The sequence below is a fragment of the Streptomyces sp. CA-142005 genome (assembly GCF_050942335.1).
GTDB lineage: Bacteria > Actinomycetota > Actinomycetes > Streptomycetales > Streptomycetaceae > Streptomyces.
Map to the genome: position 1 here is coordinate 1,941,322 of NZ_CP192078.1, position 14,569 is coordinate 1,955,890.

The following is a 14,569-nucleotide window of genomic DNA, read 5'->3' on the forward strand; positions in this document are numbered from 1 at the left end:
GGGCAATGGAACGAGAAGCACGTCATCACCTGCGTGGTGTGGTGGACGAGGTCAGCGGTTGGCACCGGCTCGCGGCGGGGATCGCCGAGCGACGTGGGGCTGTCGAGTCAACAGCGGACGCCGCCGCCAGGCAGCTCCTCGACCGCGTGGTCCCCCTCGGGACCAAGACCACCACGTCATGGCGCGTCCTGTAGGTCTCGCCCTCTGATGCCGGCCTGGTGACCGCCCTGGCCCGGCGCCAAGCCCTTCCAGCGATCACCGCGGATACCCAGGCAAGCATCCGTCGACTGACCGACGACGCCGAGCGGGCGTTGACTGGTGTCCGTGCACTGTTCGGTGCCCGCCGGATCTTCTCGGGCAAGAGCCGCAAGGAAGATGCGGAGCAGGCTGCCGCCTACCTTCTGTCCCTCCATCAGGAGATCACGAGCACCCGACTCGTACCCACGATGGAAGGCCTGGCGGCGTGGGACGGGAAGGCGGTCCCGGCAGTCGGTCCCTCGGATATCCTCGACGAGAAGGTCGGCTTCGGCCGGCGCCTCGGCACCCGGGCCGAACTTGTCGGTCGGCATGAGCTGGATGCCGCCAAGACGGCGATCGCCGCGATCGACCGGGCTCTGCACCGCGAGAGCGAGTTCAGAAAGGCCGTCGACGCCGCAGGCAACACTGTCCGGCAAGCCGAGGTGCGCAAACTGGTCGCCGAGATGCCCGTCGAACGGCTCAAGGATGCGACCAGCGGCCAACTGCGTATCACGGCGCTGATCGATGCCGGAATCAGGAACGTGCAGCAGGTTCTCGACCAGCAATCACGTATCCGGTCGCTCCCGGGGGTCGGTGACACGACGGGCAACCGAATGGTCGGTGCCGCGCAGACCATCTGGCAGACCACGATGGACGAGATGCCGATCCGCATCGACATCAAGAACCGCTCACAGGCCACCACGAATCTCCTCGCGGCGATGCGGGCCTGGGACGCGGCGCGCTCGATCCGCAGTGCGACGGCGGACCTCGCCGCTGCCGACACGGTACGACCGCTCCTCGAGAACCTTGGTGCCCGGACCTCCCACGTGGTGCTCGTCCCCCAGACCCGGTCCGTCGCCGAGTTGCGTATCGCGCTGACCGCCGTCGAGCGACGCGGGGTGGTGCTCGACGGCGGGAAGGGCACCCCGGGCGGCGACCCCTGGGAGGACTTCGTCTCCCGGCCGGCCGACTACTACGCGATGCTCGCGGAGCTCGGATTCCTGGCCGACGACGCCGAGAAGAGCCAAGGCGACCTGCCGGCCGAGATCGTCGAGGCGGTCAGGGAACTCACCCTCGACACCACCCATCTGAAGGCATCCCTACGCGGATACCAGTCCTTCGGCGCGCGCTTCGCGATCGTGCAGCGGAAGGTCGTCATCGGCGACGAGATGGGCCTGGGGAAGACCGTCGAATCCCTCGCCGTGCTCGCCCACCTGCGGGCCAAAGGCTCCTCCCACTTCCTGGTCGTGTGCCCGGCCGCCGTCGTGACCAACTGGGTGCGCGAAGTCCAGGCCAAGTCCGCTCTCCGGGCATATCGCCTCCACGGACCTGCGCGCGACGACGCGCTGAAGTCCTGGATCCGAAGCGGCGGAGTCGCGGTTACCACCTACGACATCCTCGGATGGCTGGAAGGCCGGATTCCCGAACGCGCCCAACCGTCGTGCCTCGTGTTCGACGAAGCGCACTACATCAAGAATCCGCACGCCAAGCGAACTCAGCGCTCCACGGCCCTGATACAGCGCTCCGAGCGAGCGGTCTTCCTCACCGGCACTCCTCTGGAGAACCGCATTGAGGAATTCCGCAATCTCATCGGCTACCTCCGGCCGGACCTTCCGATCGATGCCTCGGAAATCTCTCCTCGTCAGTTCCGGAAGCAGGTGGCACCCGCCTACCTCCGCCGCAATCAGGAAGATGTCCTCACCGAGCTCCCGGAGCGGCTTGACATCGATGAGTGGCTGCCGATGTCCAGCGCCGATGAGCAGCATTATCGAGCGGCCGTCGTCGAGAGCAACTTCATGGCCATGCGCCAGGCCGCCCTGCGCGCTGGCGCCAAGTCCGAGAAGATGCAACGCCTCATCAACATAGTCGAGGAGGCAGAGGAGAACCAACGCAAGGTCTTGGTCTTCTCGTTCTTCCGTGACGTCCTCGACGAAGTGGCGTCGAATCTCCCTGGGAAGGTGTTCGGGCCACTGACCGGCTCCGTACCCGCCGCGATGCGACAGAGTATGGTCGATGAGTTCTCCCGGGCCGCCGATGGGGCCGTCCTCGTCGCACAGATCGTGGCGGGCGGCGTCGGCCTGAACATTCAGTCGGCATCGGTCGTCGTGATCTGTGAGCCTCAGCTGAAGCCGACGACGGAATGGCAAGCCATCGGCCGCGCTCACCGGATGGGGCAGTTGGAGTCAGTGCAAGTACACCGCCTGCTCTCCGAAGAGGGCGTGGACCAGCGCATCGTCGAGATCCTGGCACGCAAGAACCAACTGTTCGCAGATTTCGCCCGCGTCTCCGCGACGGCGGACAGCGCCCCGGAAGCGTTCGACATCACGGACGCCGAACTGGCACGGGAGATCGTGGCAGCGGAACGTGAGCGCCTCCTCTCGGCCGGCTGAGGGGGCGGCGAGACTCGGAGCCGACTGCAGTCGGCCCGATCCACGTTCCCTGTGTCACCCCGTAGCGGCCGCGTGGCAGAGGTGGCGATGCTACTCGTCCCCCCTGCCCGTCTCTCCATCGGCGCCGATTGATGTGTGGTCATCCCCTTCCAGGATGACCACAGCGACTGGAGTGCCGGCGAGGCGTGCGGAAGTCGGCCATGGCTGCTCCGCCTCGCTGACTTCACGACGCCGTTGCCAGACCCGATCAGGAGTCGTAGCGCTTGGTCACCGCCATCTTCGTACCTACGAGAACCATTCCCACTGGCGCCTCGGCCCACTCACCAAGCAGTAGTGGCTTCTCGTCCACGGACTTCAGCAAGTGGGCGATTTCGTCGGCGCTCGGCGCAACCGGAAGAGCACAGCCGACCATGGGGACGCCCGTCGCACTGGTGTGGTCGCCGTACTCTTCGTTGGGATCGTCCGGCTCCCGACGCCCGACCTCGATCTCCCAGAAAGCCTTGTCATCGCCGGGTTCTGACGCTTGGACCGTCATGTAGTAACCGTCAGAGTCATACGGCTCCGCGAAGATCACACTGCCGGCGTCATCCAGTGAAGCCCACATGCCGCCGGCCCTGGAGTGTGCGGTGAGCAGCACCCGGAGGGCAGCGACAGCCTTCTCCCGCTCCTCCGGCGTAAACCCTGCTTCGCGGCGATCGAGTTGCCCGCGCGTCTCGTCGCTCAGCGTCTCCATTCCGTCGTCGTACCGCACGAAAGGATGGCCGAACTCCCAGTGGCGTTCGATCGCCGGCTCATCCTCCGAGCAAGCTGCTCTCGTTCGCCGCCCGCTCCTATCGACGGTCCCTCGCCTTCGACGACGTACTGGCCGGCCACTCCGCCTCGCGACAGACACTGCTCGACCTCACGCGGCACCTGCGCAGGCGTTTGGGTGGCGGGCCCGAACTGCGGGGAAGGTCGACCGCGGGTCATGCTGGCCCGGCCCGAGTGCCCACCAGAGCTGCTCCGGCTGCTGCCTGCCCGGCCTGTGTCGAAGGCCCGTGGCCCACGCTACGACACCACTCATCCGGCAGTCGCCGCCTACGTCACCGAGGCGCTCGGAGACTGTGCCGCGGCGTGGCAGCGGTTCGCGGCAAGCCGCATGTCGCACCGGCCCGGGCACCTGGCATCGGCTCGGCGGCCTTCTCGACGCGCCAGTCGACGGGACAGCGTGGCCGACCCCGCCAGGATGGTGACAGCGCCCATATCGGTCCCTGCCTCGTGGGCATGACTCCCGGCACTAGGTGTGCCGGCCCACCTCGCGAGGTCCTTGAGACGGGCGGCAGCGCGGCCGACGATCCGCTGGCGGAAAGGGGCAAGCTCGATCTGGGGCTCGCAGAGTCGCGTCAGCGACGTTTGGCGTGGCCGGATTCCCGCCTACTGTCGGCACTGCTCGTCACCCGAGGAACGACAGCCGCACCTTGCGCTCGGAATTGTCCTTGTTGGTGTCGACCAGGCAGACCGACTGCCAGGTGCCCAGCTCCAGGCGGCCGCCGATCACCGGGAGCGTCGCGTGGGGCGGGACGATGGCGGGGAGGACGTGGTCGCGGCCGTGGCCGGGGCTGCCGTGGCGGTGCTGCCAGCGGTCGTCGGCCGGGAGCAGGGTGTGCAGGGCGGCGAGGAGGTCGTCGTCGCTGCCGGCGCCCGTCTCGATGATGGCGATTCCGGCCGTCGCGTGCGGGACGAAGATGCTGAGCAGGCCGTCGCGGCCGGCGGCCGCCTCGCGCAGGAACTCCTCGCAGTCGGCGGTGAGATCGACGACGCGTTCCCGGGAGCCGGTGAAGACGTGCAGCATGCGGGTGGTGAAGGCATCGGGCATGCCCCCATCCTGGCCCATGCGCGGGGCTTCGCGCCCTGTGGCACGGGCACAGACCGAGACGGCCGGTCCACAGGACGAGACACCGTTGACCGTGGCGCGGTCATCTGACTACGTTCTGCCGCATGTTGCGTTCAGCCCTGCTCACCACGCGCGGTCATATCGACCTGCTGCGGGTGGCCTCCGCCGCGTGTCGCCGCGGCCGCTGACGCTCTTTCCCGCTTCCCCTCTCCTCTCGGGCTCCACTGACGCCTGCACTGCCGAGTCCTGCCCGACCTGCGCTGCTGCGGTCTGCGCTTGAGGCAGGCATGACACGTCGGCGCAAGAGCCGAGTCCCCGTACCTCCATCCCCCGCCATTCCCCACCCCTGCCCTCCCCCTCCGAGGAGCAACCATGAGCGTCAGCCACGCCCCACCCAGCTCTCCCGGGCCGGATATTTCCGGCATATCCAAGTCCCATGGGCCCGGCACGTCGCATTCGGAACGCCGAACCGCCCCGGATCTCCAGCCCGTCGTCCCCGCCTCCTCCCGCCACCTCCGCGTCCCCCGCTGGCTGCGCCGTACGGCGGGCCCGCTCCTGCTGCTCGCCCTGTGGCAACTCCTCAGCGCCACCGGCGCGTTGACGGCCGATGTGCTCGCCTCGCCGGGCCGGATCGCCCAGGTCGGCTGGGACCTGGTCAGTGACGGCTCGCTGCCGTCGGCCATGGGGACCTCCCTCCGGCGTGTCGCGTTCGGGTTGCTGTCCGGGGCCGTGATCGGCACCGGACTCGCCCTGGTCTCGGGGCTGTTCCGGATCGGTGAGGACCTGGTGGACGCGCCGGTGCAGATGCTGCGCACGGTGCCGTTCGTCGGTCTCATCCCACTGTTCATCATCTGGTTCGGGATCGGCGAGACCCCGAAGATCGCGATCATCACGCTCGGAGTGACCTTCCCGCTCTATCTCAATGTGTACGCCGGGATCCGCGGCGTCGACTCCGCACTCATCGAGGCCGGTGAGTCATTGGGGCTCTCCCGGTGGGGACTGGTGCGCCATGTCGTGCTGCCGGGCGCGCTGCCCGGCGCACTCACCGGGCTGCGCTACTCGCTCGGCATCGCCTGGCTCGCGCTGGTCTTCGCCGAGCAGGTCAACGCCGACGCCGGCATCGGCTTCCTCATGGTGCAGGCGCGGGACTTCCTGCGGACCGACGTGATCGTGGTCTGCCTGATCGTCTACGCCTTCCTCGGCCTCCTCGCCGACTTCGTCGTCCGCTTTCTCGAAAGGCTGCTGCTGCAATGGCGACCGACGTTCACCGGCCGGTGACCGCCGAGCCGGCCCCGGCCGTGCACGTCGAGGGGCTGATCCGCTCCTTCGACGGACGGGCCGTCATCGACGACCTCCGACTCGACATCGCTCCCGGCGAGTTCGTCGCCCTGCTCGGCCGCAGCGGCTGCGGCAAGTCGACGCTGCTGCGCATCCTCGCGGGCCTCGACCGCGACATCCAGGGCACCGCGCTGGTCCCGCGCCGCAGAGCCGTCGCCTTCCAGGCGCCCCGGCTCATGCCCTGGAAGAGGGTCTGGCGCAACGTCCTGCTCGGCCTGCCCGGCAAGCCCGAACGCGCCGTGGCCGAGCGGGTGTTGGACGAGGTCGGCCTCGGCCACCGGATCGGCGCCTGGCCGAAGACGCTCTCCGGTGGAGAGGCGCAGCGCGCCGCCCTCGCCCGCGCCCTCGTACGCGAACCCGATCTGCTGCTGCTCGACGAGCCGTTCGGCGCGCTGGACGCGCTGACCCGGATCAAGGCGCAGCGTCTGGTCGGAGAGGTGTGGCAGCGCCGTGGCTGCGCCGTGCTGCTGGTCACGCACGACGTCGAGGAGGCGGTGCTGCTTGCCGACCGCGTGCTGGTGATGGACGGCGGCCAAATCGCCCACGAGCAGCGTATCGACCTCGACCGGCCGCGCGAGATCACCGATCCCCGTTTCGCCGAGCTCCGCGCCAGCCTGCTGCAGCGGCTCGGCGTCAGCACCGCCACCGAAGCCGCTTGAACACCCCTGAACGCCCGTGAACGTCCCTGAAAACCCCGCACATGAACGGAAGCGCCATGCGACAACGCCTCGTCCCCGCAGCACTGCTCCTCCCCTTCACCCTCCTGCTCACCGCTTGCGGCGGGAACTCGTCCGCGAGCACGGACGGCGACCTCGACGGCAAGGGCTCCTTCACGCTGAACGTCGGCGATCAGAAGGGCGGTTCGGAAGCCGTTCTGCGTGCTGCCGGGGAGCTGAAGAGCCTGAGCTACAAGATCAAGTGGTCGACGTTCAGCTCCGGCCCACCGCTGTTGGAGGCCGTCAACGCGGGTGCCGTCGACATCGGCGGCGTCGGCAACACCCCACCCGTCTTCGCGGCCGGCGCCGGCTCGAAGATCTCCGTCGTGGCCGCCTGGCACGGCACCTCCAGAGGCGACACCATCCTGGTGCCGGGCGACTCCGAGCTGACCAGGCCGGACCAGCTCAAGGGCAGGTCCGTGGCCGTGGCCCAGGGTTCGTCGGCGCACTACCAGCTGGTCGCCTCGCTGAAGGCGGCCGGGCTGAGCCTGTCCGACGTCCACGTCAAGTACCTCCAGCCGGCCGACGCGCTCGCCGCGTTCACCTCCGGCAAGGTCGACGCGTGGGCGGTCTGGGACCCGTACACCTCCCAGATCCTCCAGGCCCGGCAGGGCCGGGTGCTGACCACGGGTGAGGGCATCAGCAACGGGCTCAGCTTCCAGGTGGCCGCGCCGGCCGCTCTCAAGGACCCGGAGAAGGCCCGTGCCGTCAAGGACTACCTGACCCGGCTGCGGCGGGCGACGGCCTGGGTCCACGACCATCAGCAGGAGTGGGCCAAGGTGTGGGCCAAGGACACCGGGCTGCCGTACGACGTGGCGCTGGCCTCCGTGAAACGGACCAACTCCACGCGGGTCGCGGTCGCCGTCGACAAGCCGCTCGTCGCCTCCGAGCAGCAGATCGCCGACACCTTCGCCGAGTTGAAACTGATCCCGAAGAAGGTGGACTTCGGCGGCTTCGTGGACTCGCGGTTCAACGGCGACCTGCCGCCCTCGACCACCCCGGCCAAGGGCTGAGAACGGAGGACAGCGGACATGACCGTACGACTGCACTGGTTCCTTCCGACCGGCGGCGACGGCCGCACCCTGGTGGACCGGCACGCCTACGGCCCGAAGGACGCCCGTAAGGGGGCGGGGGTGCGGGCCCCGGACATCGCTTACCTGGCGCAGATCGCCAAGGCCGCCGAGCAGCTGGGCTTCGAGGCGGTGCTGACCCCGACCGGCACCTGGTGCGAGGACGCCTGGCTCACGACGGCCGCGCTCGCGCAGCACACCGAACGTCTGAAGTTCCTGGTGGCGTTCCGGCCGGGGCTGCTCTCACCGACGCTGGCCGCGCAGATGGCGGCCACCTATCAGCGGGTGACCCGTGGACGGCTGCTGCTCAACGTGGTCACCGGCGGCGACTCCGCCGAGCAGCGGCGCTTCGGCGACCATCTGGACCATGACCAGCGCTACGAGCGCACGGACGAGTTCCTGTCCGTCGTACGCGGGGTGTGGCGCGGGGAGCCGTACGACTTCGACGGAGCCCATTACCGGGTCGAGGGCGGGCTGACCGCACTGCCGCCGGACCCGGTGCCGCAGCTGTTCTTCGGCGGTTCCTCGGCGGCGGCCGGTCCGGTGGCTGCTCGGCACGCGGATGTGTATCTGACCTGGGGTGAACCACCGGCCCAGGTGCAGCGGAAGATCGACTGGATCCGTTCGCTGGCCGAGCGCGAGGGCCGTACGGTCCGCTTCGGGATCCGGCTGCACACGATCTCCCGGGACACCTCGGCCGAGGCCTGGGCGACGGCGGACCGGCTGCTCGACGACCTCGACGCCGGCACGATCGCCGCCGCGCAGGCCGCGCTCGGGCGCAGCGAGTCGGTGGGGCAGCGGCGGATGCTGGAGCTGCACGGTGGTTCCCGGGACCGGCTGGAGATCCATCCCAACCTGTGGGCGGGCGTCGGTCTGGTCCGGGGTGGCGCGGGCACCGCGCTGGTCGGCAGTCACGCCGAGGTCGCCGACCGCATCGAGGAGTACCACGCGCTCGGCGTCGAGCATTTCGTGCTCTCCGGATACCCGCATCTGGAGGAGGCGTACTGGTTCGGCGAGGGCGTCATCCCGGAGTTGTCGGCACGCGGTCTGCTGGACCGTACGGTGGCTCCGGTCGCCGGGGGCGGGGCGCCACTGCTGGTGTCCGGCGGGCGCTGAGCCGGGGGCGGGCGCCCTCGCCGGTGTCCGGCGGGTGGAGGGCCGAGGGCGGGCCGGGGGCGGGCCCGGCCCTGCCCGGCTTCGGGGAGCCCGCCGCCCGCTCTCGGGAAGATCTGCAGGCCCTCAATCGGAATGCCCCATTCCGGCGTGACGACCTGTGCTTCTCTGGGCTGTCTCATGCAGGGGACACGAGTTCTGTCTCACGATCTTGTCCCTTACAGCCGTCGCCGTTTCCCGCTTCCAGGCCACCCATGAAACACGCAAGGTAAGGAGATCCTCGACCAAGCCCGGGTAGCCGAGGTCGGGTACGCGGGTGCCGTTACCCCTAGGCAGCGAGTCTCAGCAGTCGGGCGTTCTTCGTCACCCGCTGCTCAGCTGGGAAGCCGGAAGATGTCGCGACTCAGTCCAGCCCCGCGGCTTGTACCGGACACCACCGCCGCCGCGGTCATCGGAGACGTCCAAGGCCACAACGTCAACGCCGCCGCGCTCATGGGCCGGGTGCACCCCGCCATCCGCTCCCACGCCGCCTCGGGGGCCACGCCGTCACAGGCCCTCGCGCAGGCCAACCGCCAGCTGGTCGCCATGGACCCGGGCCGCTTCGTCAGCTGCCTCTACGCCCATCTCGACCTCGCACACCGCCGAGCCGTCCTCGCCACCGCCGGCCATCCCCCGCCCGTGCTGCGTCACCCGGACGGGCACGCCGAGGTCCTTCCGCTCCGACCCGGCCTGCTGCTCGGCATCGACCCCGACGCGGACTATCCCCCCACCGAGATCCCGCTGACCCCCGGCACCGTCCTCGCCCTCTACACCGACGGCCTCGTCGAGACTCCCGGGGTCGACATGGACGACGCCATGTCCGGGCTCGCCACCCAGGTCGCCCGGGCCTCGACCCAGCCCATGGACCGGCTCGCCACGACCCTGATCGACCATGCACGGCAGACCGCGCCCCGGACGGACGACATCGCCCTGCTGCTCATCGGGCTCGCGACCGCCGGGTAGCGCGCGCCCCCGGCTGGGCTTCCACGGCAGGCACCGCGGCCGCACGGCATGCCTTGAAAGCGCAGGGACCGAGGGCAACGATGGGAACCATGGAAACTAATTGAGTTTCTTCAGTTTCCCCCAGTGACGAGCGGCGTGCGGACATGATCGTGGAGGCGGCCGACCGGCTGTTCCTCGGGTCGGGTTTCGCGCGGGTGAGCATGGACGATCTCGCTCGTGAGCTCGGGATGAGCAAGAAGACGATCTACCGTCATTTCCCGGACAGGCGCAGCCTGCCGGCCGCGGTGCTGGACCGCCAGTTCGCCACGGTGGAGCGCACGTTGGAGGCGGCCACCGAGGAGGCAGAAGGGCGGCCGTTCGGTGTGCGGGTGCAGCGGTTCCTGATCGCGGCGGGCAGTGAGCTCGGGCGGATCGGCGCGCCTCAGCTCGCGACGGGGCGGGGCGACGCGATGCTGCGCCAGTACGTGGAGCAGCGTGTGGACGCGGTGGTCTACCGGCGGCTCGACGAGCTGTTCCGGGAGGGACACCGGCAGGGCTTGCTGCCGGCGCCGCCCGAGCTGCTGAGTGAGATCACCCGCGGCGCGTTGGAGCGGCTGCTCATGTCGGAGTTGCCGCGCGATGTGGACTGGACCGCGGCCGATCTGCTGCGGGCGACCGTCGACACCGTGCTGTACGGCGCGATCCGCCCGACAGGCCGGGGCATCGACGACGAACAACCCCGGGCGGTCATCCCGACGGCCCGCGAGACGATCAGGAGGTGGGCCCATGACCGGGACGACCGGCAGGGTGGCATTGGTGACGGGGGCCAGCAGCGGAATCGGCGCGGCCACGGCGCGACTTCTGGCCGCGCGAGGAATGCGCGTGGTGGTCAACTACCTCCGCAACACCAAGGCGGCCGAGGAGGTCGTGGCCGACATCGAGGCCGCGGGCGGCCAGGCCATGGCCGTGCAGGCCGATGTGCGCGAGGAGGCGGCGGTCGAGAGCATGGTCGGACAGGTCCAGGCGGCTTGGGGCGGCATCGACGTGCTCGTGCACAACGCGCTCATCCCGTATGCGGTCAAGCCGTTCCGGGACATGACGTGGGAAGAACTGGGCGGCAAGATCGACGCCGAGATGCACGCGGCGTTCGCGGTCACCAAAGCCGTACTGCCCACGATGACCGAACGAGGGTGGGGACGCCTCATCTACATCGGCACCGGACTCAGCCGCCTGCCTCGGGCGGGCATGATCGCGCTGGGCGTTTCCAAGGCCGCACTCGAGCAGTTCGCCCGGTATCTCGCCCAGGAACTCGGCCCGCAGGGCATCACGGTCAACGTCGTCTCGCCCGGCCCGGTGGAGTCCCGCACCGCCGACGCCGTGCTCGACGACGCGACGAGGCAGCGGCAGGTGGCCGCCACCCCCTTGGGCCGCCTGGCCTACCCGGCCGATGTCGCCCAGGCGGTCGCCTTCTACGCCGCCGAGGACAACTCCTTCATGACCGGTACCACGGCCGCGGTCAACGGCGGCATGGCCATGTACTGACGCCCCGCTGACCTCCGCACACGCGGCCGAACCCTTAAACGATCAAGGAAAGACGTTCATGCACACGATCGACCTGGCCTACGTCGGACGAGGCCTGCACGAGGAGCTGGCCGCCTACATCGCCGACCAGCAGGACTACTACGCCGAGGAGGGTGTCCACGTCGCGCTGCGCGACGGCTGCACCTGGGACGTGGAACGGCTCCGCCATTGCGCCACCATCGGGCTCGGTCGCGCCCTGCTGTCACGACTGACCGACGGCATCCCGTGGGTCGCACTCAGTGTCAACACCCACCGCCCGCTGTTCTGGTTCCTCGCCCGCCCCGGCCTGACCTCCCTGGCCGACCTGGCCGGGCGACGGCTGGCGGTCCACGCCCCGCACACCCCGCCCGGCGCATTCGCCCGGATCGTGCTGCGAAAGGCCGGCCTCGACCCGGACCGTGACGTGAAGACCATCGTCCGCTCGCCCGGCGACTACGGCATGGATCTGCGCCGGCTCAGCGACGGCAGCATCGACGCCGCCTATGTCGGCAGCACCATGGCACCGGAGGCGGTGGCCGCCGAGCACGGCTGGCAGGTGCCGGCCTGGGTCGGCGACCACTTCCAGATCCCCACCGTGGGCGTGGCCGTCGACCCCACCTACATCGCACCGGACGACCCCGCGGTCCAGGCCGTCGTACGAGCCCACCGGCGCGCCCTTCAGGTGATCCACGACGACCCCGACACCACGGTGCGACACATGCAGACGTTCCTCGGCGGACAGACCGCGGAAGAGGCCCGAGCCCACTACGACACGTTCATCGCGCCGTACTTCACCACGGACGGCCAGGCCGACCTCGCTGTCGGCGACATGGCGATCACCGCGGTCGCCGCCGAACTCGGCGTCCCTCCCACCGTCACCGCGACCGAGTTCTACCGCACTGCGGCCACAGCCTAGGTATCAGGGGCGAGTGACCCACCTCACGACCGAACGGGACCTGAGGCAGGCACTTCGGGCCGGGAGCCTCCGCAGCGCCTGCACGTGCAAATCGGCTCGGTAGCTTCGACGTCAGCAGTCCCACCCGCACGGTCGGGGTGGAGCGTTCGCGTGGCCGCGACTCCGGCTCGGCCGACCGCAGTCGAGGCCCGTGTGGTGTGCGACAAGAACCTCGCAGCCCGCCGCCGTCATCCTTGAAGGAGTTCCGTCGATGAAGACCATCACCCACTGGATCGGGGGCAAGCCGTTCGGAGCCGCTTCAGGCGTCTACGGCACCTGGGGCCCCGTCACCGACCCCGCGACCGGGGAGGTCACCGCGCGGGTCGCCATGGCCGGCGCCGACGAGGTCGACGCCGCGGTCGCCGCGGCGAAGGAGGCGTACGCCACCTGGCGCACGTCCTCGCTCGCGCAGCGGACCGCGATCCTCTTCCGCTACCGCGAGCTGCTGAACGCGCGCCGCGACGACCTCGCCGCGCTGATCACCTCTGAGCAGGGCAAGGTCCATGCCGACGCACTGGCCGAGGTGGCCCGGGGCTTGGAGATCGTCGAACTGGCCTGCGGGCTCGGCACGGGGCTCAAGGGCGAGACGTCCACGGGGGTGTCGAGCCAGATCGACGTGGTGTCGGTCCGCCAGCCGCTCGGTGTGATCGTCGGCATCTCGCCGTTCAACTTCCCCGCAATGATCAGCATGTGGATGTTCCCTATGGCGATCGCCTGCGGGAACACCTTCGTACACAAGCCGAGCAGCAAGGCTCCGTCCGCGTCCATGCTCCTCGCGGAACTCGCGGCCGAAGCCGGCGTGCCCGACGGTGTGCTCAACATCGTGCACGGTGACGAGGTCTCGGTGAACGCTCTGCTCGACCACCCGGACGTGGCGGCTGTATCGTTCGTGGGCTCCACGCCTGTCGCCCGCCACGTGTACACCAGGGCGTCCGCCAGCGGCAAGCGTGTCCAGGCCCTCGGCGAAGCGAAGAACCACATGCTGGTACTGCCCGACGCCGACTTCGACGCGGCGGCCGACGCCGCCGTCACCGCCGCCTACGGCTCCGCGGGTCAGCGCTGCATGGCAGTCTCCGTGGTGGTCGCGGTCGGCTCGGCGGGCGACGCGGTGGTGTCCCGGATCGCCGAGCGGGCCAGGAAGATCAAGATCGGCCCGGGCAACGACCCCACGTCCGACATGGGCCCGCTCATCACCAAGGCGCACCGCGACGAGGTGGCGGACTACGTCGCGGGCGCGGCCGCCCAGGGAGCCGACGTGGTGCTCGACGGCAGGGGCTTCACCGTCGCGGGCCTGGAGAACGGGCACTGGATGGGCGTCTCGCTCCTCGACAAGGTCAGCACGGACTCGGACGCCTACCGCAACGAGATCTTCGGTCCCGTCCTGTGCGTGCTTCGTGCAGAGACCTACGAGGAGGCCATGGCCATCATCAACGGCTCCCCCTACGGCAACGCCAGCGCGATATTCACCCGCGACGGCGGCGCGGCCCGCCGGTTCCAGCTGGAGGTCGAAACCGGCATGGTCGGCGTGAACGTGCCGATGCCTGTGCCGGTGGGCTACCACTCCTTCGGCGGCTGGAAGGACTCCGCCTTCGGCGACCACCGCATGTACGGCAGCGAAGCCATGCACTTCTACACGCGCGGCAAGGTCATCACGAGCCGCTGGCCGGACCCGGCCGAGACGCCGGCCGGCCCGGACCTGGGCTTCCCCGCGTACCACTGACCGCCACAAGCCCGCACGCGCTGGTCGCGCCGATGACAGTGCCGAACCGCTCCATCACCAGCGATCCCCACGTCCTGGTCGTCCTTCGGGACGACCGAGGATCGCGTGGTCTTGCTCGTGCGGCGCCAACTACCGGCGCTGCAGCGTGACGGACGCCCTTCGAGGCGACCGAGAATCGAAACGGAATCGCGTTGCACCGGTTGGCTCTTGGTCAGGCCGCGGTAGCGGGATCCGCGCACGCCGCACCGCCCGACGGCTTGGGAGACGGTGCCTTCGACACTGCGCGGATCTTGTAACGCTCTTTCCACTCATCGATCTGCTGTTCAGCGCGGATACTGCGGACGGCGTCGTGCTCGGCCGATTGAGCTCTTGGGGGTTGGCCGAGCTGTCGTACGGGACGCGGACAGCAACCTGCCGGTTCGTCGCCCCTCGCGCTCTCCGGGGAGGGGAACGCCATGCCGAGCACGGCCGTGGCCTCCTCTACGTGGAGGCTCTTGCGGACATGTGAAACAGCTCCCCGAACGGCTGGACAAGACCATTTCGGTGGACGTGCCGCTCCCCGGCACCTGAGCCGCAGCGTGCCCGCTCCGAAGATGATGAGGAGCGAAGGCGGTGA

The 14,569-nt window shown here is 69.5% G+C and carries 12 protein-coding genes; 10 read left to right on the forward strand and 2 right to left on the reverse strand.

What is annotated here, in order from left to right; all coding sequences use genetic code 11:
- Positions 1 to 218 precede the first annotated feature (218 nt).
- On the forward strand, positions 219 to 2,627 hold the full coding sequence (locus tag ACQPXS_RS09340; RefSeq protein ID WP_433448736.1) for a DEAD/DEAH box helicase: 2,409 nt from the start codon (positions 219 to 221) through the stop codon (positions 2,625 to 2,627).
- Positions 2,628 to 2,874: 247 nt separating this feature from the next.
- Here ACQPXS_RS09340 and ACQPXS_RS09345 read toward each other — a convergent pair whose 3' ends face one another.
- Positions 2,875 to 3,378, reverse strand: a complete 504-nt coding sequence (locus ACQPXS_RS09345) for a hypothetical protein (protein ID WP_433448738.1) — start codon at positions 3,376 to 3,378, stop codon at positions 2,875 to 2,877.
- Between the two features lie 681 nt (positions 3,379 to 4,059).
- The gene (locus tag ACQPXS_RS09350) at positions 4,060 to 4,482 is read right to left on the reverse strand and encodes a secondary thiamine-phosphate synthase enzyme YjbQ (protein WP_433448740.1); all 423 of its coding nucleotides are present in this window, start codon (positions 4,480 to 4,482) and stop codon (positions 4,060 to 4,062) included.
- Positions 4,483 to 4,604: 122 nt separating this feature from the next.
- Between ACQPXS_RS09350 and ACQPXS_RS09355 the strand changes: the two genes are divergently transcribed.
- The 9 genes from ACQPXS_RS09355 (at position 4,605) to ACQPXS_RS09395 (ending at position 13,953) form a co-directional block, all read left to right on the forward strand.
- Positions 4,605 to 4,688 (forward strand): putative leader peptide, encoded by an 84-nt coding sequence (locus ACQPXS_RS09355; protein WP_313884353.1) that lies wholly within the window; start codon positions 4,605 to 4,607, stop codon positions 4,686 to 4,688.
- A gap of 184 nt (positions 4,689 to 4,872) precedes the next feature.
- On the forward strand, positions 4,873 to 5,778 hold the full coding sequence (locus ACQPXS_RS09360) for an ABC transporter permease (RefSeq protein WP_433448742.1): 906 nt from the start codon (positions 4,873 to 4,875) through the stop codon (positions 5,776 to 5,778).
- Complete coding sequence (locus ACQPXS_RS09365) at positions 5,751 to 6,497, forward strand: ABC transporter ATP-binding protein (protein WP_433448744.1); 747 nt, start codon at positions 5,751 to 5,753, stop codon at positions 6,495 to 6,497. The genes ACQPXS_RS09360 and ACQPXS_RS09365 overlap by 28 nt, the downstream gene beginning before the upstream one ends.
- A 56-nt stretch (positions 6,498 to 6,553) precedes the next feature.
- On the forward strand, positions 6,554 to 7,567 hold the full coding sequence (locus ACQPXS_RS09370; protein ID WP_433448746.1) for an ABC transporter substrate-binding protein: 1,014 nt from the start codon (positions 6,554 to 6,556) through the stop codon (positions 7,565 to 7,567).
- 18 nt (positions 7,568 to 7,585) lie between these two features.
- Positions 7,586 to 8,740 (forward strand): LLM class flavin-dependent oxidoreductase, encoded by a 1,155-nt coding sequence (locus ACQPXS_RS09375; RefSeq protein ID WP_433448748.1) that lies wholly within the window; start codon positions 7,586 to 7,588, stop codon positions 8,738 to 8,740.
- 390 nt (positions 8,741 to 9,130) lie between these two features.
- A complete protein-coding gene (locus ACQPXS_RS09380; RefSeq protein ID WP_433448750.1) occupies positions 9,131 to 9,739 on the forward strand; it encodes a PP2C family protein-serine/threonine phosphatase in 609 nt (202 codons plus the stop codon).
- A gap of 765 nt (positions 9,740 to 10,504) precedes the next feature.
- Positions 10,505 to 11,260 carry an SDR family NAD(P)-dependent oxidoreductase gene (locus tag ACQPXS_RS09385; protein WP_433448752.1) on the forward strand — a complete coding sequence of 252 codons (756 nt, stop codon included), beginning with the start codon at positions 10,505 to 10,507 and terminating at the stop codon, positions 11,258 to 11,260.
- Positions 11,261 to 11,318: 58 nt separating this feature from the next.
- Positions 11,319 to 12,194 (forward strand): ABC transporter substrate-binding protein, encoded by an 876-nt coding sequence (locus ACQPXS_RS09390; RefSeq protein ID WP_433448754.1) that lies wholly within the window; start codon positions 11,319 to 11,321, stop codon positions 12,192 to 12,194.
- A 250-nt stretch (positions 12,195 to 12,444) separates the two neighbouring features.
- The gene (locus ACQPXS_RS09395; protein ID WP_433448756.1) at positions 12,445 to 13,953 is read left to right on the forward strand and encodes a CoA-acylating methylmalonate-semialdehyde dehydrogenase; all 1,509 of its coding nucleotides are present in this window, start codon (positions 12,445 to 12,447) and stop codon (positions 13,951 to 13,953) included.
- Positions 13,954 to 14,569 lie beyond the last annotated feature (616 nt).

Excerpts from the sequence above, each read along its gene's own strand:
- ACQPXS_RS09350 (WP_433448740.1), bottom strand. The coding sequence starts at position 4,482 with ATGCCCGATGCCTTCACCACCCGCATGCTGCACGTCTTCACCGGCTCC.
- ACQPXS_RS09355 (WP_313884353.1), top strand. The coding sequence starts at position 4,605 with ATGTTGCGTTCAGCCCTGCTCACCACGCGCGGTCATATCGACCTGCTG.
- ACQPXS_RS09360 (WP_433448742.1), top strand. The coding sequence starts at position 4,873 with ATGAGCGTCAGCCACGCCCCACCCAGCTCTCCCGGGCCGGATATTTCC.
- ACQPXS_RS09365 (WP_433448744.1), top strand. The coding sequence starts at position 5,751 with ATGGCGACCGACGTTCACCGGCCGGTGACCGCCGAGCCGGCCCCGGCC.
- ACQPXS_RS09370 (WP_433448746.1), top strand. The coding sequence starts at position 6,554 with ATGCGACAACGCCTCGTCCCCGCAGCACTGCTCCTCCCCTTCACCCTC.
- ACQPXS_RS09375 (WP_433448748.1), top strand. The coding sequence starts at position 7,586 with ATGACCGTACGACTGCACTGGTTCCTTCCGACCGGCGGCGACGGCCGC.
- ACQPXS_RS09380 (WP_433448750.1), top strand. The coding sequence starts at position 9,131 with ATGTCGCGACTCAGTCCAGCCCCGCGGCTTGTACCGGACACCACCGCC.
- ACQPXS_RS09385 (WP_433448752.1), top strand. The coding sequence starts at position 10,505 with ATGACCGGGACGACCGGCAGGGTGGCATTGGTGACGGGGGCCAGCAGC.
- ACQPXS_RS09390 (WP_433448754.1), top strand. The coding sequence starts at position 11,319 with ATGCACACGATCGACCTGGCCTACGTCGGACGAGGCCTGCACGAGGAG.
- ACQPXS_RS09395 (WP_433448756.1), top strand. The coding sequence starts at position 12,445 with ATGAAGACCATCACCCACTGGATCGGGGGCAAGCCGTTCGGAGCCGCT.